This window comes from Kluyvera intermedia (assembly GCF_034424175.1).
GTDB lineage: Bacteria > Pseudomonadota > Gammaproteobacteria > Enterobacterales > Enterobacteriaceae > Kluyvera > Kluyvera intermedia.
This window is the reverse complement of sequence record NZ_CP139986.1, coordinates 3242154-3266148: the sequence shown is the minus strand read 5'-3', so window position 1 is coordinate 3266148 and position 23995 is coordinate 3242154. Positions and strand designations below refer to the sequence as shown.

The following is a 23995-nucleotide window of genomic DNA, read 5'->3' as shown; positions in this document are numbered from 1 at the left end:
GACAGGAGTCGTCAAATGATCGATTATGAAGTATTGCGTTTTATCTGGTGGCTACTGATCGGCATCTTGCTGATTGGGTTTGCCGTCGCCGATGGGTTCGACATGGGGGTGGGCATGCTCACCCGTTTCCTCGGTCGTAATGACACCGAGCGTCGGATCATGATTAACTCCATCGCCCCACACTGGGACGGTAACCAGGTGTGGCTTATTACCGCCGGTGGTGCGCTGTTCGCAGCGTGGCCGATGGTGTATGCCGCCGCGTTCTCCGGTTTCTATGTGGCGATGATCCTTGTGCTGGCATCCTTGTTCTTCCGTCCGGTCGGTTTTGACTACCGCTCGAAGATTGAAGACAACCGCTGGCGCAACATGTGGGACTGGGGCATCTTCATCGGTAGCTTCGTGCCGCCGCTGGTGATTGGTGTGGCGTTTGGTAACTTGTTGCAGGGCGTACCGTTCCATATGGACGAATATATGCGCCTGTACTACACCGGTAACTTCTTCCAACTGCTGAACCCGTTTGGTCTGTTGGCGGGTATCGTGAGCGTCGGGATGATCCTAACGCAGGGCGCAACCTATTTGCAGATGCGTACCGTGGGTGAACTGCACTTGCGTACTCGTAATGTCTCAATGGTGGCGGCTCTGGTGACGCTGGTGTGCTTCGCTCTGGCTGGCGTCTGGGTCTACTACGGTATTGATGGTTATGTCGTGAAATCCGTTATGGATCACGCAGGCCCATCGAACCCAATGACTAAAGAAGTTGCACGTGAAGCGGGTGCCTGGATGGTGAACTTCAACAACATGCCAGCGCTGTGGGCGATTCCTGCTCTGGGCGTGGTGCTGCCGTTGCTGACCATTGTGTTCACCAAGGCAGACAAGGGTGCATGGGCATTCCTGTTCTCCTCGTTAACCCTGGCGTGCATCATTCTGACTGCCGGCATTGCGATGTTCCCGTTCATCATGCCTTCTAGCACAATGATGAATGCGAGCCTGACCATGTGGGATGCAACATCTAGCCAGCTGACGCTGAACTTGATGACCTACGTAGCGATTATCTTCGTACCGATTATTCTGGCCTACACCAGCTGGTGTTACTGGAAAATGTTCGGTCGCATTACCAAAGAAGATATCGAACGTAACACCCACTCTCTGTACTAAGTAAGGAGCTGAATATGTGGTATTTCGCATGGATTTTGGGAACGCTTCTTGCCTGTGCATTCGGCGTGATCACCGCCCTGGCGCTTGAGCACGTTGAAGCGACCAACGCGGGTGAAGAAAAGCACTGATGAAAAAAATTATCGCAACGTTGTACGCGATAATGGATAAGCGCCCCTTGCGGGCGCTTTCCCTTATTATGGCTCTCGCACTGGCGGGCTGCATTTTCTGGGATCCGACGCGTTTTGCGGCGAAGACCAGCGAGCTGGAAATCTGGCATGGTTTTCTGCTGATGTGGTCGGTGTGCGCAGGGGTGATTCACGGGGTGGGATTCCGCCCACGCTCGATTCACTGGCAGGGGATTTTCTGTCCACTCATCGCTGATTTGGTATTATTTGCCGGGCTGATATTTTTCTTTTACCAGTGAAAATTCTCGCCTGATAATGATGGGCTTGCACAAGCCCATAAAAATTTACTCTCCGTTTACTTCTCCCCATTCCAAACCATCATTCCCGCGCGTATAGTAGCGAAGTTCAAAAACCCAAAAATTATTTTGCATTACCGGGACGTAAAGTGAATACAACGCTGTTTCGATGGCCAGTACGGGTCTACTACGAAGATACCGATGCTGGGGGTGTGGTTTACCACGCCAGCTATGTGGCTTTCTATGAAAGAGCACGCACAGAGATGCTGCGTCACCATCACTTCAGCCAACAGGTTCTGCTGGCTGAACGCGTGGCCTTTGTCGTGCGTAAAATGACGCTGGAATACTTTGCAGCGGCGCGACTCGACGATATGCTCGAAGTCCAGACAGAAATTACATCAATGCGGGGTACCTCAATGGTATTCACGCAGCGAATAGTCAACGCGGAAAATAAGGTACTGAACGAAGCTGAAGTCCTGATTGTCTGTGTTGATCCACTCATCATGAAGCCTCGTGCGCTTCCCAAGTCTATTGTCGCGGAGTTTAAGCAGTGACTGACATGAACATCCTTGATTTGTTCCTGAAGGCAAGCCTTCTGGTTAAACTTATCATGCTGATTTTGATTGGTTTTTCAATCGCATCCTGGGCCATCATTATCCAGAGAACGCGCATCCTTAACACGGCAACCCGCGAGGCTGAAGCGTTCGAAGATAAATTCTGGTCCGGCATCGAACTGTCTCGCCTGTATCAGGAGAGCCAGGGGCGCCGTGAGAATTTAGCGGGCTCTGAACAAATCTTCTATAGCGGGTTTAAAGAGTTTGCTCGTTTGCATCGTGCTAACAACCATGCACCTGAAGCGGTCGTGGAAGGGGCGTCACGTGCAATGCGTATCTCCATGAACCGTGAACTGGAAACGCTGGAGACACACATTCCCTTCCTCGGCACCGTGGGTTCAATCAGCCCGTATATCGGTCTGTTTGGTACTGTTTGGGGGATCATGCACGCCTTTATCGCACTCGGTGCGGTAAAACAGGCAACGTTGCAGATGGTGGCTCCTGGTATCGCGGAAGCGTTGATCGCCACGGCTATCGGTCTCTTTGCGGCTATTCCTGCGGTTATGGCGTACAACCGTCTAAACCAGCGCGTGAATAAGCTGGAGCTGAACTACGACAACTTTATGGAAGAGTTCACCGCCATTCTGCACCGTCAGGCTTTTACCGTCAGCGAGAGCAACAAGGGGTAAGCCATGGCCAGAGCACGTGGACGCGGACGTCGCGAACTGAAGTCCGAAATTAACATCGTTCCGCTGCTGGATGTGTTGTTGGTGCTGCTGCTGATCTTTATGGCGACAGCGCCGATCATTACGCAGAGCGTGGAAGTGGATCTCCCTGATGCAACCGAATCACAGGCTGTTAGCAGCAATGATGAACCACCGGTCATTGTTGAGGTGTCCGGTGTAGGACAATACAGCGTGAACGTTGGTCAAGAGAAGATGCCGCAGCTGCCGCCTGAACAGGTGGTTGCTGAAGCGCAGCGTCGTTTGCAGGCGAATCCGAAAACGGTCTTCTTAATTGGGGGCGCGAAAGACGTGCCTTATGATGAAATAATTAAAGCGCTTAACCTGTTACACAGCGCTGGGGTGAAATCGGTCGGGTTAATGACCCAACCGATTTAATCGCTGACATGCCGCACAGGCTGACGTGGGTTGGGAACAATCTACGTCGCGTGCGGTAGGGTAATGGGTGAAAAGTTTTGGGAACCGAGAGTGTCAAAGGCAACCGAGCAAAACGACAAGCTTAAACGAGCGATAATTATTTCAGCAGTGCTGCACGTCATTCTTTTTGCAGCGCTGATCTGGAGTTCGTTCGATGAGCACATAGACGCTGCAGCCGGCGGTGGCGGCGGTTCGTCGATCGATGCGGTTATGGTCGATCCCGGTGCGGTCGTCGAGAACTATAATCGTACACAGCAGCAGCAGGCCAGTTCTAAACGTGCGCAAGAGCAGCGTGAGAAACAGGCCCAGCAGCAGGCTGAAGAATTGCGTGAAAAACAAGCTGCTGAGCAGGAACGTCTAAAAGCGCTGGAGAAAGAGCGTTTACAGGCGCAGGATGCGGCGAAGCAGGCACAGGAACAGCAAAAACAGGCTGAAGAAGCAGCAGCGAAAGCGGCTACTGATGCTAAAGCGAAGGCGGATACTCAGGCCAAAGAAGCGGCGGAAGCTGCTGTTAAAGCCGCAGCGGATGCTAAAGTAAAAGCAGATGCGCAGGCGAAGGTTGCTGCGGAAGCTGTGAAGAAAGCCGCTGCCGATGCACAGAAAAAAGCGGAAGCTGAAGCGGTGAAAGCTGCAGCAGATGCTAAAAAAGTCGCTGAAGCTGCTGCTGCGAAAGCCGCTGCAGATGCTGAGAAGAAAGCGACAGCTGCCGCTGAGAAAAAGGCTGCAGCAGAAAAAGCGGCTGCTGACAAAGCCGCCGCCGCTGCAGAAAAAGCTGAAGCTGCTAAAGCCGCTGCTGCTGCGAAAGCGGCGGCAGACAAAAAGGCGGCTTCCGAGAAAGCGGCTGCGGATAAGAAAGCTGCAGCAGATAAAGCAGCAGCTGATAAGGCCGTAGCCAAGAAAGCCGCTGCCGAAAAAGCCGCTGCCGCTTCTGGAGTTGACGATCTGCTGGGCGATCTTAGCTCAGGTAAGAATGCGCCGAAATCGGGTGGTGGTGCAAAAGGTAGTGGGCAACCAGCAAAAGATAGTGGAACAAGTGGGGCGAATGGTGGGGCTTCAGGCTCTGATATCAGTGCTTATGCAACTCAAATTCGTAATGCAATCCAAAGCCGTTTATACGGCGCGGATATGTTTGCGGGTAAATCCTGCGTACTGCATATCAAGCTTGCTTCCGATGGTTTATTGCTGGATGTGACGGAGGAGGGGGGAGACCCTGCTTTGTGCCAGGCTGCACTGACTGCTGCGAAAACAGCCAAGATTCCTAAACCGCCTAGCCAGGCTGTTTATGAAAAAATTAAAGATGCCAAGCTGGATTTCAAACTGTAATGAATTCCCCGAATATTCGGGGAAAACAGTCTAAGGTTGAGACAGTATTCTGGTAGTTTTGTATATTTTAGTTTGTTAACATTCTGCTAAATTATCGTGGGCTTTCCGCCTGGATAAGGGAGAAATGATGAAGCAGGCATTACGAGTAGCATTTGGTTTTCTGATGCTGTGGGCAGCTGTGCTGCACGCAGAAGTACGTATCGAGATTACCCAAGGGGTAGACTCAGCACGCCCGATTGGTGTTGTTCCATTCAAGTGGGCGGGGCCAGGGGCTGCGCCTGAAGATATTGGCGGCATTGTTGGCGCTGACCTGCGTAACAGCGGGAAATTTAACCCATTAGACAGATCTCGTCTGCCACAGCAGCCGGGTTCCGCTCAGGAAGTTCAGCCTGCGGCCTGGTCTGCGCTGGGCATCGATACCGTTGTTGTCGGTCAGGTAACCCCGAACGCTGACGGCAGCTATAGTGTGTCTTATCAACTGGTTGATACCGGTGCCGCACCAGGTACCGTATTGGCACAGAACACTTACAAAGTGAACAAACAGTGGCTGCGTTATGCAGGTCATACTGCGAGTGACGAAGTGTTCGAGAAGCTGACCAGCATTAAAGGCGCATTCCGTACTCGTATCGCTTATGTCGTTCAGACCAACGGCGGCCAGTTCCCGTATGAACTGCGCGTTTCTGATTACGATGGTTATAACCAGTTTGTGGTTCACCGTTCTCCACAGCCGCTGATGTCACCGGCATGGTCTCCAGACGGTTCTAAACTGGCTTACGTTACCTTCGAAAGCGGTCGTTCAGCGCTGGTTATCCAGACTCTGGCAAACGGCGCTGTTCGTCAGGTTGCGTCATTCCCGCGTCACAACGGTGCACCATCGTTCTCTCCGGATGGCAGTAAACTGGCGTTTGCTTTGTCTAAAACCGGTAGTCTGAACCTGTACGTGATGGATATCGGCTCCGGTCAGATCCGTCAGGTGACCGATGGTCGCAGCAACAACACCGAACCAACATGGTTCCCGGACAGCCAGAATCTGGCCTTTACGTCTGACCAGGCCGGTCGTCCGCAGGTGTATAAAGTTAATGTTAACGGCGGTGCTCCGCAGCGTATTACCTGGGAAGGTTCACAGAACCAGGATGCTGATGTCAGCAGCGACGGTAAGTTAATGGTAATGGTCAGCTCGGCTAACGGCCAGCAGCACATTGCTAAGCAGGATCTGGTAGCGGGTGGCGTACAAGTACTGTCGTCAACGTTCCTGGACGAAACGCCAAGTCTGGCACCTAACGGCACTATGGTAATCTACAGCTCTTCTCAGGGGATGGGATCCGTGCTGAATCTGGTTTCTACAGATGGGCGTTTCAAAGCGCGTCTTCCGGCAACTGATGGACAGGTCAAATTCCCTGCCTGGTCGCCGTATCTGTAATAATAATTAAACAATTGATTACTAAAGGAATCATAGAAATGCAACTGAACAAAGTGCTGAAAGGGCTGATGATCGCTCTGCCTGTTATGGCAATCGCGGCATGTTCTTCTAACAAGAACGCTAGCAATGACCAGAGCGGCGAAGGCATGCTGGGTGCCGGCACTGGTATGGATGCTAACGGTAACGGCAACATGTCTTCTGAAGAGCAAGCGCGTCTTCAGATGCAGCAGCTGCAGCAGAACAACATCGTCTACTTCGATCTCGACAAGTACGATATCCGTTCTGACTTCGCTGCAATGCTGGATGCTCACGCGAACTTCCTGCGTAGCAACCCGTCTTACAAAGTCACCGTAGAAGGTCACGCGGACGAACGTGGTACTCCTGAGTACAACATCTCCCTGGGTGAACGTCGTGCTAACGCTGTTAAAATGTACCTGCAGGGTAAAGGCGTTTCAGCTGACCAGATCTCCATCGTTTCTTACGGTAAAGAAAAACCTGCAGTACTGGGTCACGACGAAGCGGCTTATTCCAAAAACCGTCGTGCCGTACTGGTTTACTAAGAGAATTGCATGAGCAGTAACTTCAGACATCACATGTTGAGTCTGTCGTTACTGGTTGGCATAGCGGCCCCCTGGGCCGCTTTTGCGCAGGCGCCAATCAGTAGTGTCGGCTCAGGCTCGGTCGAAGACCGTGTCACTCAACTCGAGCGTATTTCCAATGCTCACAGTCAGCTTTTGACCCAACTCCAGCAACAACTCTCCGATAACCAGACCGATATTGACGCCCTTCGTGGTCAGATCCAGGAAAGTCAGTATCAGTTGAATCAGGTGGTGGATCGTCAAAAACAGATCATGCTGCAAATTGACAGCTTAAGCAGCGGTGGTGCGCAGACGCAGTCGGCTTCGGGTGACCAAAGCAATACGACGGCAGCACCAGCACCTGCTGGCGGTAATACAGCGGCTTCAGGCGCACCTGCACAGACAGGTGATGCCAATACCGATTACAACGCGGCTATCGCGCTGGTGAAGGATAGTGCTCGCCAGGATGATGCGATTGCAGCATTTCAGAACTTCATCAAGAAGTACCCTGACTCAACCTATCAGCCAAATGCGAATTATTGGCTAGGACAGTTGAATTACAACAAGGGTAAAAAAGATGACGCAGCGTTCTACTTTGCATCGGTGGTGAAAAACTATCCGAAGTCGCCTAAAGCGGCTGATGCAATGTTTAAGGTTGGGGTGATCATGCAAGACAAAGGGGATACCGCAAAAGCGAAAGCGGTTTACCAGCAGGTTGTCAGCAAGTACCCGGGGACCGACGGTGCGAAGCAAGCGCAAAAACGTCTTAGCGGGCTGTAATGCGTGAAGTAAGACCAGAAATCGTGTTATTTCTGGTCTTCCCGCATGAAACATAAGCAGTTAAGTGATCTTTGTCGAAATTTTTGTTGCGCAGAATTCTGAATTCAGTAATATATGCCGCCGTTGCCAAGGGATATCGAACAGCCTGAAAGTGACGAAAAAAGTGGGGCGTTAGCTCAGTTGGTAGAGCAGTTGACTTTTAATCAATTGGTCGCAGGTTCGAATCCTGCACGCCCCACCACTTAAAGCAGTATCCAGCGTCGTATTGGGTGATTAGCTCAGCTGGGAGAGCACCTCCCTTACAAGGAGGGGGTCGGCGGTTCGATCCCGTCATCACCCACCACCGGGGCGTTAGCTCAGTTGGTAGAGCAGTTGACTTTTAATCAATTGGTCGCAGGTTCGAATCCTGCACGCCCCACCATCATTATGGTGGGCACGGTGAAAGCAGTAGATGTAGTATCCAGCGCAGTATCGGGTGATTAGCTCAGCTGGGAGAGCACCTCCCTTACAAGGAGGGGGTCGGCGGTTCGATCCCGTCATCACCCACCACTCGGGGCGTTAGCTCAGTTGGTAGAGCAGTTGACTTTTAATCAATTGGTCGCAGGTTCGAATCCTGCACGCCCCACCATCTTAATGGTGGTTCCGAGTAAAAATCTTTCAGGCGGCACCCTAATGGGGCGTTAGCTCAGTTGGTAGAGCAGTTGACTTTTAATCAATTGGTCGCAGGTTCGAATCCTGCACGCCCCACCATCCTGAAAAGATTAAAGTAGTACACCCCAAATGGGGGCGTTAGCTCAGTTGGTAGAGCAGTTGACTTTTAATCAATTGGTCGCAGGTTCGAATCCTGCACGCCCCACCAAATCTAACATCATACGTAGATGTTAAACGTGAAGGATAACGTTGCTTTAGCAACGGCCCGTAGGGCGAGACGAAGTCGAGTCATCCTGCACGCCCCACCAGTGTAGAAAGGCGCCCTAAAGGCGCCTTTTTGCTATCTGCGATTTGATACCCACCTTTAGAGCATCCCCGACGTCGCTGACGCTCGACCGTGCTACCTTTGCGTTTACCTGTAGCCTGGACGAGATGCGAAGTATCGACACCAGGGGAAGGGCACAAAATTCACCACGACTTTTCTCACGTAATCGGCTATCTTGTTTAGCATATAAAACATATTGCCGTGGTAGCGGCGAATCTTCGCCGAATAACCGTTTATTTCGTTAAGCCAGTAAAACGAGAAGCATGATGAGCGTGATGTTTGACCCAGAAGCCGCAATTTACCCATTCCCGCCTAAGCCTGTTCCGCTAAGTCTCGATGAAAAACGATTTTATCGCGAGAAAATCAAGCGGTTGCTCAAGGAACGTGATGCCGTCATGGTGGCGCACTACTACACCGATCCCGAAATTCAACAGCTGGCGGAAGAGACCGGTGGCTGTATATCTGATTCTCTGGAGATGGCGCGTTTTGGTGCAAAACATCCTGCTTCAACGCTGCTGGTAGCGGGCGTGCGTTTTATGGGCGAAACCGCGAAAATCCTCAGTCCTGAAAAAACGATCTTGATGCCAACGCTGGATGCGGAGTGTTCACTGGACCTTGGCTGTCCCATTGATGCGTTCAATGAGTTCTGTGACGCACACCCGGATCGCACCGTCGTGGTCTATGCCAATACTTCAGCGGCGGTGAAAGCGCGTGCCGACTGGGTGGTGACATCCAGCATTGCCGTTGAACTGATTGAACATCTCGACAGCCTGGGTGAGAAAATCATCTGGGCACCGGATCGTCATCTTGGCCACTACGTGCAAAAACAAACGGGTGCAGACATCCTGTGCTGGCAAGGTGCCTGTATCGTTCACGATGAGTTTAAAACCCAGGCGCTGGAACGCATGAAAGCACTTTATCCGCAGGCGGCGGTGCTCGTGCATCCAGAATCACCGCAGGCGATTGTCGATATGGCCGACGCGGTAGGTTCCACCAGCCAACTCATCAATGCAGCGAAAACGTTACCCCACCAGCAGCTTATCGTGGCTACCGATCGCGGAATCTTCTATAAAATGCAGCAAGCCGTTCCGGATAAGGAATTGTTCGAAGCGCCGACGGCCGGGGAAGGGGCGACCTGCCGTACCTGCGCACACTGTCCGTGGATGGCGATGAATGGCCTTAAGGCTATTGCCGAAAGCCTGGAGAATGGCGGCGCTGCGCATGAAATTCATGTGGATGAAGCGCTGCGACAAGGGGCGTTAATTCCGCTTAACCGGATGCTGGATTTTGCGGCTACACTTCGTGGGTAACCGTCTAATACGCTGGAGTTAAAATGGATTTTTTAAGTACGCAAAATATTCTTGTGCATATCCCGCTGGGGGCTGGAGGCTATGATCTGTCATGGATTGAAGCCATCGGCACGATTGCGGGCCTGCTGTGTATCTGGCTGGCAAGCCTTGAGAAGATCGTTAACTACCTGTTTGGGCTGATTAACGTCACGCTGTTTGCGATCATCTTTTTCCAGATCCAACTGTACGCAAGCCTTCTACTACAGCTTTTCTTCTTTGCGGCCAACCTTTATGGCTGGTACGCCTGGTCACGCCAAACCAGTCAGAATGAAGCTGAACTGCAAATTCGTTGGCTGCCGTTGCCTAAAGCGATGGCCTGGCTTGCGGCCTGTGTCATTGCGATTGGCCTGATGACCGTCTATATCGATCCTGTTTTTGCCGTCTTAACGCAAGTCGCCGTCGGCGTTATGCAGAGTATGGGTATGAATGTGTCGATGCCGGTGCTACAACCGGATGCTTTCCCATTCTGGGATTCATGCATGATGGTATTGTCGATTGCCGCGATGGTATTGATGACGCGCAAATACGTCGAGAACTGGCTGCTGTGGGTCGTGATTAACGTGATCAGTGTGGCTATCTTTGCCCTTCAGGGCGTTTATGCCATGGCGCTGGAATATTTGATCCTGACCTTTATTGCGCTTAACGGTAGCCGGATGTGGATGAAAAGCGCGCGTGAGCGAGGCTCTCGCGCGTTAATCCATTAATGGTGGTGATGATGTTCGTGTCCGGAATGCGCCTCGTTAAGGCGGCATTCCGGGCCGCTACAAGGCTGATACTCCATCTGCACGGTCGCATGCTCTATCTGATATTGTTCTTCGAGAAAATGATGAATTTTATCCAGCAGGCCATCATGATCGTGTGGTGGCACCACCTGCACGTGCAACGTCATCAGCGGTTTTTCGCCCACTAACCAGACATGCACATGATGGACATCGCGCACTTCCGGTAGTGAGCGGCGCATATTGCGTTTTAATGCTGCCACGTCAATCGTCCGTGGAGCTCCCTCCAGCAGTTCATTCAGACTCTCTTTTAGCAGCGACCATGCACTGCGCAGCACAAGGCATGAAACCAGGACTGACAGAATCGGATCAATAGGTGTCCAGCCAGTGGTCATGATAACGACTGCGGCAATAATCGCGCCAACCGAGCCCAATAGATCGCCCATCACATGCAGTGCCGCCGCACGCACGTTCAGGTTCTTTTCCTCACTGCCACGATGCAGTATCCAGAACGCCAGAATATTCGCTAATAGCCCAGCAACAGCGATGACCATCATGGTGGCACCCGCCACCGGCTGTGGGGTGTAGAAACGTTTCACCGCTTCCCAGACGATTAAAATAATAATAAACAGCAGGGCAATGGCATTAACGAAGGCGGCGATAGTTGTTAGTCGAAGCCAGCCGAAAGTATGGCGACCGCCAGGAGGACGGCGGGCGAAGTGGACCGCCAACAGGGCAAACAGCAGGGCGGCCGAGTCCGTCAACATATGGCCGGCATCGGCCAGCAGCGCCAGTGAACCGGAAATGACACCGCCAATAGCTTCGATAACCATAAATCCGGCGGTAACGCCAAAAGCCAGCTGCAAACGACGGGCATTACCATCCTTTGCAGCTGCGTGTGAATGCGGATCCTGCCCATGTGACATGAAGTTCATCCTTCCCAATTTCGAATGCGACTATCTGACATCATTGCAGATCTTTGCTTTCTGCGCACAAAAATAGCTGACGATGTTCGTGGGGTGAAAATAGTGCATGAGCGTGGGTGTTTAATTGAAATATATTGTTTTTTAGTGTGTTGGTAGCGTCTTATTCTGATATTAGGCGTTTAACCTTCTTTTTAATGAAATTAAACTCCATTTTGTAGGGGTTTTTTAGTTATTCTCCGGTAAAAGTGTAAAATCCTGTTTACACTTTTTGAATGACGATATAGATTGAAGGGATTGCACTCATCAATATAAGTATGGCAACACTGGAATAGTCATGAATTATCTGAACGACGATTTACGCATTAAAGAGATCAACGAGTTATTACCTCCTGTAGCACTCCTTGAAAAATTTCCCGCCACTGAAAACGCCGCGAACACTGTCTCTCATGCGCGTAAGGCGATCCATCAGATCCTGAAAGGCGAAGACGATCGTCTACTGGTGGTGATAGGTCCATGCTCTATTCATGACCCCCTTGCAGCAAAAGAGTACGCTCAGCGTCTGCTGAAGATTCGCGAGGAATTGCAGGGCGAACTTGAAATTGTCATGCGCGTCTATTTTGAAAAACCGCGCACCACCGTAGGCTGGAAAGGGCTGATTAACGATCCGCATATGGATAACAGCTTCCAGATTAATGACGGCCTGCGTATTGCCCGTAAATTGCTGCTGGACATCAACGATACCGGCCTGCCTGCGGCGGGTGAGTTCCTTGATATGATCACCCCGCAATATCTGGCCGATTTGATGAGCTGGGGCGCGATTGGCGCACGTACCACTGAATCACAGGTTCACCGCGAGCTAGCTTCCGGTCTTTCTTGTCCGGTCGGCTTCAAAAATGGTACGGATGGCACGATTAAGGTCGCAATTGATGCGATTAATGCTGCCGGTGCGCCGCACTGCTTCCTGTCGGTGACCAAATGGGGTCATTCGGCGATCGTGAACACCAGCGGTAACGGTGATTGCCATATCATTCTGCGTGGCGGTAAAGAGCCAAACTACAGTGCTTCCCACGTAGCAGCGGTGAAAGAGGGGCTGGCGAAAGCGGGCCTGCCTGCGCAAATCATGATTGACTTCAGCCATGCCAACTCCAGCAAGCAGTACAAAAAGCAGATGGAAGTGGGGGCGGACGTTTGCCAGCAGGTGGCGAGCGGCGAGAAAGCGATTATGGGCGTGATGATCGAAAGCCATCTGGTGGAAGGTAATCAGAACCCGGATAGCGGTGAACCACTGGTTTACGGTAAGAGCATCACCGATGCGTGCATCAACTGGGATGACACTGACACTATCCTGCGCCAACTGGCAAACGCGGTAAAAGCGCGTCGAAGCTGATATGTTTCCCGGCCAGGCAAAGCGCCGCCGGGGACGCACCGAAATAAAAAAGCGTGGGATTTCCCACGCTTTTTTCATTTAACCCACAGCGAAAATTACTTCGCTTTACCCTGGTTAGCTACCGCAGCTGCTTTTGCTGCGATCTCATCAGCGTTACCCAGGTAGTAACGTTTAATCGGCTTGAAGTTTTCGTCAAACTCATACACCAGCGGTACGCCGGTTGGGATGTTCAGTTCGAGGATTTCATCTTCGCCCATGTTGTCCAGGTATTTCACCAGCGCACGCAGGGAGTTACCGTGAGCGGCGATAATCACGCGCTCACCGCTTTTCAGGCGTGGCAGAATGGTTTCGTCCCAATAAGGCACAACACGTTCGATGGTCAGCGCCAGGCTCTCTGTGGTTGGCAGCTCTTTATCGGTCAGTTTCGCGTAACGTGGGTCATGACCCGGGTAGCGCTCATCATCTTTGGTCAGCTCTGGTGGGGTGACAGCGAAGCCACGACGCCATTGTTTTACCTGCTCGTCACCGTATTTTTCAGCGGTTTCGGCTTTGTTAAGACCCTGCAACGCCCCGTAGTGACGCTCGTTCAGTTTCCAGGATTTCTCAACCGGCAGCCAGGCCTGATCTAATTCGTCCAGCACGTTCCACAGAGTGTGGATGGCACGTTTCAGCACGGAGGTGTAAGCAAAATCAAAACTGAAGCCTTCTGCTTTCAGCAGTTTACCTGCCGCTTTTGCTTCGCTAACGCCTTTCTCAGACAGATCAACGTCGTACCAACCGGTAAAGCGGTTTTCGTTGTTCCACTGACTTTCACCGTGACGAACCAGTACCAGCTTAGTTACAGCCATACTTTCACTCCTCAAGCTTTATTGAATGATAATAATTCTCATTATATTACTGCGATTGGCTCGGCAGCAACGCTTATGCATAACCATAGCGAAAATAGTGCCCCAGTGTAAGGCACATGTGAACTCAGCGTTATTTTTTTGTCTTTGTATGGCGATGCTTTCAGCGAAATGGCGAAAATATCGACGAGAAGGAGCGGTGGAACGAGGGATTCCCGGCGGCGCTTCGCTTGGCCGGGCTACAGGCGAAAGCCCGGGCGAGGCATTAATTCCGCCCCCCGGGCTGTGCGGCGCTATTCATGCGCTAACTTACAACGCGATAAACTGATATTCCGTCAGGCTGATGTACTCTTCACCCGGGCGCAGCACACAGTCTGGTTGTGGCCATTCAGGATGATTTGGGCTATCCGGCAGGAACTCACTTTCCAGCGCCAGACCCTGCCACGCGGCATACGGCTGTGCTGTGCGGGAGAGGGTGCCCTCCAGGAAGTTACCGGCGTAAAACTGGATTGCCGGCGCCGAGGTGTAGACCGCCATCTGCAACTTCTTATCCTGCGACCAGACATTGGCGACGGGCAGACTTGCATCACCCTGCGCTTGCAGCAGGAATGCATGATCGTACCCGTTGACCTTTTTCTGGTCGTCATCACTCAAGAAATCTTGCGCGACGGTTTTCGGCTGGCGGAAATCAAAGCTGGTATTAGCAACCGCTTTTAACCCGTCATGAGGAATTCCGCTCTCATCTACCGGCAGATACTCATCCGCCAACAGCTGCAATGTATGATGACGAACATCGGTCTGTGCGCCGTCGAGGTTGAAGTAAACATGGTTGGTCAGGTTGACCGGGCAGGCTTTATCGACCGTCGCGCGGTACTCAATTGAGATACGGTTATCCTCGGTCAGGCGGTAAGTTGCCGTCGCTTTGAGCTCACCCGGATAACCTTGATCACCATCGGCTGAGGTCAGGGTAAATACCACCTCTGTTGCTGTTTGCGAGGCGATAGCCCAGCGGCGCTTATCAAAACCTTCCGGCCCGCCGTGCAGCTGGTGCTCACCCTGGCTGGGTAAAACGGTGACCGTTTTTCCGTCAAGCTGAAATCGGCTGTTGGCGATACGATTAGCGTAGCGACCAATAGATGCGCCCAGAAAAGCTGCCTGTTCAGGGTATTGTTCAGGCGTCGCGCAGCCTAACAGCGCTTCGCGTACGCTGCCGTCTTGCATAGGGATTTGCGCGGACAACAGCGTCGCGCCCCAGTCCATTAAGGTCACGACAACGTGATTGGCGTTACGTAACGTGATCAGTTGATACGGCTGGCCATCTTTAGCCAGCGTAGTGGATTGAGTTAGCACTGACCTGCTCCTTGTGAAGGTTTACAGACATAGAACGTCTCTTTGATACCGGTTTTGGCTTCGTATTGCTCGGCAACCGCCTGTTGTACGGTTGAAACCAGTGCTTCAGGGATCAGAGCTACGATACAACCGCCGAAACCGCCGCCGGTCATACGCACGCCGCCTTTATCGCCGATGGTCGCTTTCACAATTTCGACTAGGGTATCGATTTGCGGCACGGTGATTTCGAAATCATCACGCATAGAGGCGTGAGATTCAGCCATCAACTGACCCATACGTAACAGATCGCCTTTTTCCAATGCTGAGGCCGCTTCCACGGTACGCGCGTTTTCAGTCAGCACGTGGCGAACGCGTTTGGCTACGATAGGATCAAGGTCGTGGGCTACCGCGTTAAATTCGTTGATAGTCACATCACGCAGTGCTGGCTGCTGGAAGAAACGTGCGCCGATCTCACACTGTTCGCGGCGAGTGTTGTACTCGCTACCGACCAAAGTGCGTTTGAAATTACTGTTGATGATGACGACCGCAACGCCTTCTGGCATCGAGACTGCTTTGGTGCCCAGCGTCCGGCAGTCGATCAGCAGCGCGTGGTCTTTCTTGCCCAGCGCTGAAATCAACTGATCCATGATGCCGCAGTTACAGCCGACAAATTGGTTTTCCGCTTCCTGGCCGTTCAGCGCAATCTGTGCGCCATCAAGTGGCAGATGATACAGCTGCTGGAAGACGGTACCGACCGCCACTTCCAAAGATGCGGAAGAACTTAGGCCCGCGCCCTGTGGCACGTTACCGCTGATGACCAGGTCGGCGCCGCCAAACCCGTTATTGCGTTTTTGCAGGTGCTTCACCACGCCGCGCACGTAGTTTGACCATTGCTGGGTGTCATGAGCGACGATAGGCGCGTCGAGAGAAAACTCGTCAATTTGATTGTCGTAGTCGGCGGCAATCACCCGGACCAGACGGTCATCACGCGGTGAACAGCTAATTACGGTCTGGTAATCAATGGCGCACGGCAGCACGAAGCCGTCGTTATAGTCAGTGTGCTCGCCAATCAGGTTAACGCGGCCCGGAGCCTGAATCACGTGAGTAGCAGGGTAGCCAAATTTTTCAGCAAACAGGGTTTGTGTTTTATCTTTCAGACTCATTGTTATTCTCCGGATTCGCGAAAGTGGATGTCGCTGACAGCGCGCAGGCGCTCAGCGGCTTGTTCTGCCGTCAGGTCACGCTGGGTCTCTGCCAGCATTTCGTACCCGACCATAAACTTACGCACGGTGGCGGAACGCAGCAGCGGCGGATAGAAGTGCGCGTGCAGCTGCCAGTGTGCATTCTCTTCGCCATTGAACGGTGCGCCGTGCCAGCCCATTGAGTAGGGGAAGGAGCATTGGAACAGGTTGTCGTAACGGCTGGTGAGTTTTTTGAACGCCAGTGCCAAATCGTCACGCTGAGCATCGGTTAACTCGGTGATGCGCAGCACGTGGGCTTTTGGCAACAGCAGTGTTTCGAACGGCCATGCAGCCCAATAAGGTACGACCGCTAACCAATGCTCAGTTTCCACCACGGTACGGCTGCCGTCGGCAAGCTCGCGGGTGACGTAATCCACCAGCATCGGCGCGTTGTGCTGCGCGTAATATTCACGCATCAGACGGTCTTCGCGGTCGATCTCGTTCGGCAAGAAGCTGTTTGCCCAGACCTGGCCGTGCGGGTGCGGGTTCGAGCAACCCATCGCCGCGCCTTTGTTTTCAAAGACCTGTACCCACGGGTATTTCTGTCCCAGTTCCGCCGTCTGTTCTTGCCAGGTTTTCACCACCGATTGCAGGGCGTCGAGGCTCAATTCCGGCAGCGTTTTACTGTGATCCGGCGAGAAGCAGATAACCCGGCTAGTGCCGCGAGCGCTCTGGCAGCGCATCAGCGGATCATCACTTTCCGGCGCATCCGGCGTATCGGTCATCAATGCTGCAAAATCGTTAGTAAAGACGTAGGTGCTGGTGTAGTCAGGGTTTTTGTCGCCCGTCACCCGGGTATTACCCGGGCATAAAAAGCAATCCGGATCGTGTTTGGGCAGCGTTTGTTTTGCTGGGATCTCTTGCGCCCCTTGCCATGGGCGCTTTGCACGATGCGGTGATACAAGGATCCACTGGCCGGTTAACGGATTAAAACGGCGGTGTGGATGGTCGACGGGGTTAAATTGTGTCATCACAAAATCCTTAGTCTGGATATCCCTGTGGATGACGGGACTGCCAGTGCCAGGTGTCCTGCGCCATTTCATCAAGGTTACGGGTTACACGCCAGTTCAGCTCGTTATCCGCTTTTGTCGCATCTGCCCAGTAGGCTGGAAGATCGCCATCACGACGGGGAGCGAAGTGGTAGTTAATCGGTTTACCGCAGGCTTTGCTGAATGCGTTGACCACATCAAGCACGCTGCTGCCGACGCCTGCGCCGAGGTTGTAAATGTGTACACCAGCTTTGTTTGCCAGTTTTTCCATTGCCGCGACGTGGCCGTCAGCCAAATCCATCACGTGAATGTAGTCACGCACGCCGGTGCCATCAAGCGTTGGGTAGTCGTTGCCGAAAATAGCCAGCGATTCGCGGCGACCTACTGCAACCTGCGCGATATACGGCATCAGGTTATTCGGGATGCCCTGCGGGTCTTCGCCCATATCACCAGATTGGTGTGCGCCAACCGGGTTAAAGTAACGCAGCAGCGCAATGCTCCAGTCTGGCTGGGCCTTTTGCAGGTCGGCGAGGATTTGTTCCACCATCAGTTTGCTTTTGCCATACGGGCTTTGCGGCGTACCGGTTGGGAAGCTTTCGGCATAAGGGATTTTAGGCTGGTCGCCATAGACGGTTGCGGAGGAGCTGAAAATGAAGTTTTTCACGTTGGCTGCGCGCATGGCGGCAATCAGACGCAGAGTACCGTTGACGTTGTTGTCGTAATATTCCAGCGGCTTCTGTACGGATTCGCCCACGGCTTTAAGCCCTGCAAAGTGGATCACCGCTTCAATAGCCTGATCGCGCAGGATCTCGGTCATCAATGCTTCGTTGCGAATATCCCCTTCGACGAATGACGGTTGCTTACCGCCCAGACGGGTGATGACTGGCAGGACGCTGCGTTTGCTGTTGCACAGGTTGTCGAGGATGACCACGTCGTGGCCTTGTTGCAGCAGTTGCACGCAGGTATGACTTCCAATGTAACCGCTACCACCTGTAACCAATACTTTCATTTTTAGCTCCGTTAAGCTTATGGCATATAAGAACCTTAGCATAACAGAGAAGCCAAAAGTGTGACATGGGCTAAATTAGTGGAATCGTTTACACTACTGGAATCAGGACAACAACCTCATCGGTTTGCATTATAAATCAAAGGAGAAAGCGGTGCAGGGTGAAAATAGTCTGAAAAAGAGGGGGGGGGGCACATGTGCTGTGTTGTATCGTGTTAACCCGGCGGCGCTTCTGTACGACCGGATACATAGGTAACACTTCAGACCGGGAACATAGGTAACACTTTCCTAGTCTATCCGGATAATACTCTGCGTTTTCCGGTCATAGTAAGCAAGCGTCATTCCGTTAAAGATGATGGCCTCAACTCCATCATCTTTTCCTTCCAGCATGATGTATTCTCCGAGTAGCGCTTCGCTCAGGAACACCTCTTTCCCGATATGTATCACACCCTTTGACATGACCCTGTACAGCCGTGCGCCTGTCGGCCACTCATACTCCGGTACCTTTCCGTCCGAGCCCCTCGCTGAAGGCCGCCATACCTGACCGGGCGTACTCCCTCCCAGCGCTTCATGCGGTCGCTCATGATTGAACTCTTCCCGGAAGTGACTGAACCAGGCCTGCTGCTCTTCCTGTGTTCTGAAGATATTCCCGTGCTTCAGTGCACTTTTCAGGGAACGGTGCATCCGCTCATGGCGACCATTTTCCTCCGGATGCCCCTTCCTGATGCGCTCGGGTCTGATGCCCAGTTTAATCAGCCAGACTGACAGGCGGCTGAGCCCCGCCACGCCAACACCTGCAAAAGGTTGTCCGTTATCGGTCCGCAGAACACCCGGCAGACCATATTCCAGGAACGCTCCGGTGAGACACTGTCGGGCAAAGGCGGTGTTCTCATGATTGCTGCTCTGACAGCTCAGAAGGTAACGGCTGTGGTTATCTGTCAGCGTAAACGGATGGCAATATTCCCGGCTCAGCAGTCTGAATTTTCCTTTAAAATCAGCGCTCAAGACCTGATTGATTTCCCGGATGGTGGTGAGAGGCTGTCGGTTACCGGGCGTTCTGTGTTTCCGCTTTCTGTCCGGCACCAGTCCTTCGCGCTTGAGGACATCACCAATAGTACTGGCAGCCGGAACCGGAAAATCTACGTGATGATTAAGAAGCCACATGCGCAGCTTTTTGGGTCCCCAGTCGGGATGTTTTTGCCGCAATTCAGTCAGATGCGTGATGATATCTGTCGTCACCATCCGGGCATGAGAATGCGGCGCGCGGGAGCGGTCAAAAAGGGAGGCGGGGTCAGATGGGTCGAAACGTTCGAGCCACTTATAGCCGGTTTTACGGCTGATGCCAAAGTGACGGCAAAGGGATGAAAAGGGCTCCGTACCAGCGATGCTGGCACGGATAAAATCAAGACGTTGCATGGGTCGGGTCTCAGTCCAGGGCATAGTGAGTCTCCTCTTCTATGCCAGTTATAACTGTTACCCATGTATCCGGTCTAAAGTGTTACCCATGTTCCCGGTTTGTACCTTCGCTTGGCCGGGCTACTCCAGGAGTAGGCCTGATAAGCGCAGTGCCATCAGGCTTCGATAGCGCTTATATCGGGCCTAGCGCATAGCGATATCCCTCTGCGTTGGCCACAAACTCCAACCGATGTGTAATACATTCTGGCGCGTCTTCCGCATGGTGCGAGACAAACAGCAGCTGCGTTTTCCCCTCACCAATCAGCACATCAATAAAGCGGCGTACAACTTGACGATTGAGTGGGTCCAACCCTTGCAGCGGTTCATCAAGAATTAATAACGTCGGGTGCTTTACCAAAGCGCGAACAATCAGCGCCAGGCGTTGTTGTCCCCAGGAGAGGCTATGGAATGGGGCATCTGCGGTGCGAGCGTCCATGCCAAGGATATGCAGCCATTCATCAACCAGCTTGCGCTGCTTGTCGGAAACGGCCTGATAAATCCCGATGGAGTCGAAATAGCCGGAGAGGATGACGTTACGCACGTTGGTACTCACGCGGTAATCCAGATGCAGGCTACTGCTAACATAGCCGATGTGTTTTTTGATGTCCCAGATAGTTTCACCGCTGCCGCGACGGCGGCCAAACAGCGTCAGATCGTTGCTATAACCCTGCGGATGATCGCCGGTCACCAGACTTAACAGCGTTGATTTTCCTGCGCCGTTTGGCCCGACAATCTGCCAGTGCTCGCCAGGGGCGACCGTCCAGCTCAGATGGTTGATGATGGGCCTGTCGTTATAGGAAATTACGCCATCATTGAGCACGATAAGCGGCTGGTCGTCGGGCAGAGAAAGCCGGGCTGATGGGGAATCCGGCTCGGGTAATGCCATGCCAGAGAGTTTTTCACTGTGTGCCAGTTGGGCGATAAGCGTTTGCGCCAGTAGCGCCTTTTTTTCACCCGTTTCCGTCAACGTACAATCTGCCAGTACCCCAGCAAAGGGCACAAAGTCAGGGATATCATCAAAGCGGTTAAGCACCAGTACCAGCGTGTAGCCCGCCTCGTGCAGCGTTGCCAGGTGATCAGCAAGCTGGCGGCGAGACGCAACGTCCAGCCCATCAAACGGTTCATCGAGGATCAGCAGATCCGGCTGCGCCATCAGTGCCTGACACAGCAGGGTTTTGCGCGTTTCGCCGGTAGAAAGATACTTGAAGCGGCGCTCAAGCAGATGACTGATGCCAAACTGCCCAGCGAGCGCGGCACACAGTGCCGGGTCTTTCACTTCGTCCTGAATAATCTGCGCAGTCGTGCGCCCGGTATCGTCTTCATCAGGGCTCAGCATGTCGGTATTGTTGCGTTGCCACTCATCGCTGACCAGTTTTTGCAACTGTTCGAAGGAAAGGCGGGTGATGCGGGTAAATTGGCCTTCGCAGCTACCGGAAAGCAGTGGCAGTTCGCCCGCCAGCGCGCGGGCGAGCGCAGATTTTCCACTGCCGTTACTGCCAACAAATGCCCAGCTTTCTCCGGCACGCAGTGTCAGATGCTCAATTTTTAATGTTTTTGTGTCGCTAAGACGAAACGTGCCTTGCGAAATTTGCAATGATGACATGATGTATCCCGTTTTTTGCAGCGTTATACATCAGGGATACGTCTTCAGGCTCACAATGTCAATGCCATCAGCATAACGTGGCAACAATGATACGATCGGCGTTAAAGAATGCTATTACGTCAGCACCTTCTTCCAGCGTTTGGGCCTCGGTGAGCGGCAGGGTGGCGCACAGGGTTTGCCCATCTGGCAGCGCCATCAGGACTTCACACTGGCCTCCACCACGCTGAATATGGCTGATTCGGCAGGCGAGTTGATTGTCGGCTTCGGCGGCAACGGTCGGGTCACGCGTGACGTTGACCCACGGTGCTTTCAGTAGCACCAGGACCTCTTTACCTTCATCCAGCCCCAGGCGCTCGCCGCTCTGGGCGGTAATGGCGACTTTCAGACGGGTCGTGCCGTCAGCCAATAGAACTTCGACGTGCTGCTGTACCTGCTGGTGGTCGCGTTGAGTGACTGTACCGAACCATTGGTTACGGGCGCTGGTTTGCAGGGAGAAGCGGGAGATGGCGGCCAGCAGGCTGTCCAGCGGCAGAGCATCATCATCGCTTAAAACATCGAACGCTTTTTGCTGAATCTGCGCCAGCAGATCGTAAAGCTGGATCAGGCGCTGGCCGTAGCGGGTCAACACCGCGCCGCCACCGCCTTTGCCTCCGGTGGCGCGGTCAACCAGCGACTGCTCGCTGAGTTGATTCATCTCATTAATCGCATCCCAGGCGCTCTTATAGCTGATTCCCGCATTTTTAGCCCCCTGGCTGATAGAGCCGGTCTGTGCTATTTGTTTGAGTAGCGAGATGCGGCGCGGATCGGCAAACAGGCGCTGCTGGAGCTTGAGGGTAAGAAGGATTTCGGCTTGCATAAGAGTATCCTGGCAAGAAAAAGGGTATTCTGACCCAAATGGGCGCTCACGCAAAGCACACCGCACAAAAGGGAGTGTATTTCTGCGTTATACGGTTACAATAGCCGCATCACAATGTCTGGAGTTAACCATGTTAGAGCTGTTGAAAAGTCTGGTATTTGCCGTAATCATGGTGCCCGTAGTGATGGCTATCATCCTGGGGTTGATTTACGGTCTGGGTGAAGTGTTTAACATCTTCTCCGGCGTCGGTCACAAAGATCGCGACCAGAAAACTCACTGATTTCCCCCAAAACGCCCGCATTTGTCGGGCGTTTTGCTATTAAGCATTCCCTTCTTCTGCCGATAACTTCCTGTAATAAATCTCATCATTCATGTATCTGTAATGCATTAATGTCAGAAAACCCCTATACTCAGCGCTGTATTTTTTTGTATACAACGGTATTCACAGGAGTTTCAAATGACAGGTTCATGGTTACGCTTATTTGCTGGGGCGACATTAACGGTTTGTGTTGCGGGTCAGGCGCTGGCGGATGACGCTAAAATTACCGTATTTGCCGCTGCGTCGTTAACAAACGCGATGCAGGATATTGCTAAAGAGTACAAAAAAGAGAAGAACGTCGACGTGGTTTCTTCTTTTGCGTCTTCTTCGACGCTGGCCCGCCAGATTGAAGCGGGTGCGCCGGCTGACCTGTTTATCTCCGCTGACCAGAAATGGATGGACTACGCGGTGGATAAAAAGGCGATTGATACCGCCACACGCGAAACTTTACTGGGCAACAGCCTGGTAGTCGTTGCGCCAAAAGCCAGCGCGCAGAGTGATATTACCATCGATGCGAAAACCAACTGGACCAGCCTGCTGAAAGATGGCCGTCTGGCGGTCGGTGACCCGGAACATGTCCCGGCGGGCATTTACGCTAAAGAAGCGCTGCAAAAACTGGGCGCATGGGAAACCCTGTCACCAAAACTGGCACCAGCTGAAGATGTGCGCGGCGCACTGGCGCTGGTGGAACGTAATGAAACACCGCTGGGTATCGTTTACGGCTCTGACGCAGTTGCCAGCAAAGGTGTTAAAGTTGTCGGCACCTTCCCGGAAGATTCACATAAGAAGGTCGAATATCCTATTGCCATTACCGATGGCCATAAAAATGCAACCGTCTCGGCGTTCTATGACTACCTGAAAGGGCCGCAGGCGTCTGAAATCTTTAAACGTTACGGATTCACAACTCGCTAATGATATTGTCCGATCCCGAATGGCAAGCGGTTCTGCTGAGCCTGAAAGTGTCATCCCTGGCCGTGGTTTTTAGCCTGCCGTTTGGGATCTTCTTTGCCTGGCTATTGGTGCGCCGCAACTTCCCCGGAAAGGCGTTGCTCGACGGCCTTATCCATCTACCGCTGGTGCTGCCACCGGTGGTGGTGGGTTACCTGTTGCTGATAGCGATGGGGCGACGCGGTTTTATCGGTAGCTGGTTGTATGACTGGTTTGGTCTCACCTTTGCCTTTAGCTGGCGCGGTGCGGTGATGGCGGCGGCGGTGATGTCATTCCCGCTGATGGTCAGGGCGATTCGCCTCGCGCTGGAAGGCGTTGACGTCAAGCTTGAACAGGCCGCACGAACGCTGGGTGCCGGACGCTGGCGAGTGTTTTGTACCATTACGCTGCCGCTGATGCTGCCCGGTATTATCGTCGGTACGGTGCTGGCCTTTGCCCGCTCGCTGGGCGAGTTCGGAGCGACGATTACCTTTGTGTCCAATATTCCCGGCGAAACCCGCACCATTCCTTCTGCCATGTATACGTTGATTCAGACCCCCGGTGGCGAAAGCGCAGCGGCGCGTCTGTGTCTGATTTCTATTGTTCTGGCACTGATTTCCCTGATGATTTCTGAATGGCTCGCGCGTCTTAGCCGTCAACGGATAGGAGCGTAACCG

General features: G+C 52.9%; 25 protein-coding genes and 7 tRNA genes. 23 read left to right on the top strand and 9 right to left on the bottom strand.

The genetic code is table 11. The features are described 5' to 3' along the window. Positions 1–15: 15 nt before the first annotated feature. From cydB to pnuC, 19 genes are all read left to right on the top strand, one after another. A complete protein-coding gene (cydB, locus tag U0026_RS15810) occupies positions 16–1155 on the top strand; it encodes a cytochrome d ubiquinol oxidase subunit II (RefSeq protein WP_062775088.1) in 1140 nt (379 codons plus the stop codon). A 14-nt stretch (positions 1156–1169) separates the two neighbouring features. After that, positions 1170–1283 (top strand): cytochrome bd-I oxidase subunit CydX, encoded by a 114-nt coding sequence (gene cydX / locus U0026_RS15805; protein WP_062775086.1) that lies wholly within the window; start codon positions 1170–1172, stop codon positions 1281–1283. Continuing rightward, positions 1283–1579, top strand: coding sequence for a cyd operon protein YbgE (gene ybgE, locus U0026_RS15800; RefSeq protein WP_062775084.1), 297 nt, complete (start codon positions 1283–1285; stop codon positions 1577–1579). Before cydX ends, ybgE begins: the two co-directional genes overlap by 1 nt. 146 nt (positions 1580–1725) lie before the next feature. After that, positions 1726–2130 (top strand): tol-pal system-associated acyl-CoA thioesterase, encoded by a 405-nt coding sequence (gene ybgC / locus U0026_RS15795; protein ID WP_035892730.1) that lies wholly within the window; start codon positions 1726–1728, stop codon positions 2128–2130. Next, positions 2127–2819 carry a Tol-Pal system protein TolQ gene (gene tolQ, locus U0026_RS15790; protein WP_126440800.1) on the top strand — a complete coding sequence of 231 codons (693 nt, stop codon included), beginning with the start codon at positions 2127–2129 and terminating at the stop codon, positions 2817–2819. Before ybgC ends, tolQ begins: the two co-directional genes overlap by 4 nt. A gap of 3 nt (positions 2820–2822) precedes the next feature. Continuing rightward, a complete protein-coding gene (gene tolR / locus U0026_RS15785; RefSeq protein WP_035892731.1) occupies positions 2823–3251 on the top strand; it encodes a colicin uptake protein TolR in 429 nt (142 codons plus the stop codon). 90 nt (positions 3252–3341) lie between these two features. Then, entirely contained in the window at positions 3342–4613 is a 1272-nt protein-coding gene (tolA, locus tag U0026_RS15780) for a cell envelope integrity protein TolA (RefSeq protein ID WP_062775262.1), read from the top strand. A 127-nt stretch (positions 4614–4740) separates the two neighbouring features. Further along, a complete protein-coding gene (gene tolB, locus U0026_RS15775) occupies positions 4741–6033 on the top strand; it encodes a Tol-Pal system beta propeller repeat protein TolB (RefSeq protein WP_062775083.1) in 1293 nt (430 codons plus the stop codon). 38 nt (positions 6034–6071) lie between these two features. After that, positions 6072–6593, top strand: coding sequence for a peptidoglycan-associated lipoprotein Pal (gene pal / locus U0026_RS15770; RefSeq protein WP_061283404.1), 522 nt, complete (start codon positions 6072–6074; stop codon positions 6591–6593). A gap of 9 nt (positions 6594–6602) precedes the next feature. Further along, on the top strand, positions 6603–7391 hold the full coding sequence (gene cpoB, locus U0026_RS15765) for a cell division protein CpoB (RefSeq protein ID WP_062775081.1): 789 nt from the start codon (positions 6603–6605) through the stop codon (positions 7389–7391). Between the two features lie 165 nt (positions 7392–7556). Beyond that, positions 7557–7632, top strand: a tRNA-Lys gene (locus U0026_RS15760). 26 nt (positions 7633–7658) lie between these two features. Beyond that, positions 7659–7734 (top strand) — tRNA-Val (locus U0026_RS15755). 2 nt (positions 7735–7736) lie between these two features. Next, a tRNA-Lys gene (locus U0026_RS15750) sits at positions 7737–7812 on the top strand. A 52-nt stretch (positions 7813–7864) separates the two neighbouring features. Then, positions 7865–7940, top strand: a tRNA-Val gene (locus tag U0026_RS15745). A 3-nt stretch (positions 7941–7943) separates the two neighbouring features. Continuing rightward, positions 7944–8019 (top strand) — tRNA-Lys (locus U0026_RS15740). Between the two features lie 46 nt (positions 8020–8065). Continuing rightward, positions 8066–8141: transfer RNA gene (locus tag U0026_RS15735), tRNA-Lys, on the top strand. Positions 8142–8174: 33 nt separating this feature from the next. After that, a tRNA-Lys gene (locus U0026_RS15730) sits at positions 8175–8250 on the top strand. 383 nt (positions 8251–8633) lie between these two features. Beyond that, complete coding sequence (nadA, locus tag U0026_RS15725; RefSeq protein ID WP_062774864.1) at positions 8634–9677, top strand: quinolinate synthase NadA; 1044 nt, start codon at positions 8634–8636, stop codon at positions 9675–9677. 23 nt (positions 9678–9700) lie between these two features. After that, complete coding sequence (pnuC, locus tag U0026_RS15720) at positions 9701–10420, top strand: nicotinamide riboside transporter PnuC (RefSeq protein ID WP_062774866.1); 720 nt, start codon at positions 9701–9703, stop codon at positions 10418–10420. On the opposite strand, the gene zitB is transcribed toward pnuC, so the two are convergent. Beyond that, positions 10417–11361 carry a CDF family zinc transporter ZitB gene (gene zitB / locus U0026_RS15715; RefSeq protein WP_062774867.1) on the bottom strand — a complete coding sequence of 315 codons (945 nt, stop codon included), beginning with the start codon at positions 11359–11361 and terminating at the stop codon, positions 10417–10419. The two genes, pnuC and zitB, sit on opposite strands and share 4 nt — an antisense overlap. Positions 11362–11695: 334 nt before the next feature. Here zitB and aroG point away from each other — a divergent pair, with 334 nt between their 5' ends. Further along, complete coding sequence (gene aroG / locus U0026_RS15710) at positions 11696–12748, top strand: 3-deoxy-7-phosphoheptulonate synthase AroG (protein WP_062774869.1); 1053 nt, start codon at positions 11696–11698, stop codon at positions 12746–12748. A gap of 95 nt (positions 12749–12843) precedes the next feature. Here aroG and gpmA read toward each other — a convergent pair whose 3' ends face one another. The 8 genes from gpmA to modE all read right to left on the bottom strand — a co-directional run bounded on the left by gpmA (position 12844) and on the right by modE (position 22072). Continuing rightward, on the bottom strand, positions 12844–13596 hold the full coding sequence (gene gpmA, locus U0026_RS15705; RefSeq protein ID WP_062774870.1) for a 2,3-diphosphoglycerate-dependent phosphoglycerate mutase: 753 nt from the start codon (positions 13594–13596) through the stop codon (positions 12844–12846). A gap of 306 nt (positions 13597–13902) precedes the next feature. Beyond that, positions 13903–14943: a galactose-1-epimerase gene (galM, locus tag U0026_RS15700; protein WP_062774872.1), complete on the bottom strand. Its 1041-nt coding sequence runs from the start codon at positions 14941–14943 to the stop codon at positions 13903–13905. Continuing rightward, complete coding sequence (gene galK, locus U0026_RS15695) at positions 14937–16085, bottom strand: galactokinase (RefSeq protein WP_062774874.1); 1149 nt, start codon at positions 16083–16085, stop codon at positions 14937–14939. Before galK ends, galM begins: the two co-directional genes overlap by 7 nt. A 2-nt stretch (positions 16086–16087) precedes the next feature. Continuing rightward, positions 16088–17134, bottom strand: coding sequence for a galactose-1-phosphate uridylyltransferase (galT, locus tag U0026_RS15690; RefSeq protein WP_062774876.1), 1047 nt, complete (start codon positions 17132–17134; stop codon positions 16088–16090). A gap of 10 nt (positions 17135–17144) precedes the next feature. Continuing rightward, positions 17145–18161, bottom strand: a complete 1017-nt coding sequence (gene galE, locus U0026_RS15685; protein ID WP_062774877.1) for a UDP-glucose 4-epimerase GalE — start codon at positions 18159–18161, stop codon at positions 17145–17147. A gap of 285 nt (positions 18162–18446) precedes the next feature. Beyond that, the gene (locus tag U0026_RS15680; protein ID WP_241974008.1) at positions 18447–19574 is read right to left on the bottom strand and encodes an integrase core domain-containing protein; all 1128 of its coding nucleotides are present in this window, start codon (positions 19572–19574) and stop codon (positions 18447–18449) included. 172 nt (positions 19575–19746) lie between these two features. After that, a complete protein-coding gene (gene modF / locus U0026_RS15675) occupies positions 19747–21216 on the bottom strand; it encodes a molybdate ABC transporter ATP-binding protein ModF (RefSeq protein WP_062774881.1) in 1470 nt (489 codons plus the stop codon). Between the two features lie 67 nt (positions 21217–21283). Next, positions 21284–22072 carry a molybdenum-dependent transcriptional regulator gene (gene modE, locus U0026_RS15670; protein ID WP_062774883.1) on the bottom strand — a complete coding sequence of 263 codons (789 nt, stop codon included), beginning with the start codon at positions 22070–22072 and terminating at the stop codon, positions 21284–21286. Positions 22073–22202: 130 nt separating this feature from the next. Here modE and U0026_RS15665 point away from each other — a divergent pair, with 130 nt between their 5' ends. The 3 genes from U0026_RS15665 to modB all read left to right on the top strand — a co-directional run bounded on the left by U0026_RS15665 (position 22203) and on the right by modB (position 23992). Beyond that, positions 22203–22352 carry an AcrZ family multidrug efflux pump-associated protein gene (locus tag U0026_RS15665; protein WP_073971125.1) on the top strand — a complete coding sequence of 50 codons (150 nt, stop codon included), beginning with the start codon at positions 22203–22205 and terminating at the stop codon, positions 22350–22352. 177 nt (positions 22353–22529) lie between these two features. Continuing rightward, positions 22530–23303, top strand: coding sequence for a molybdate ABC transporter substrate-binding protein (gene modA, locus U0026_RS15660; protein WP_062774885.1), 774 nt, complete (start codon positions 22530–22532; stop codon positions 23301–23303). Continuing rightward, a complete protein-coding gene (gene modB / locus U0026_RS15655) occupies positions 23303–23992 on the top strand; it encodes a molybdate ABC transporter permease subunit (protein WP_062774886.1) in 690 nt (229 codons plus the stop codon). The genes modA and modB overlap by 1 nt, the downstream gene beginning before the upstream one ends. Positions 23993–23995 lie beyond the last annotated feature (3 nt).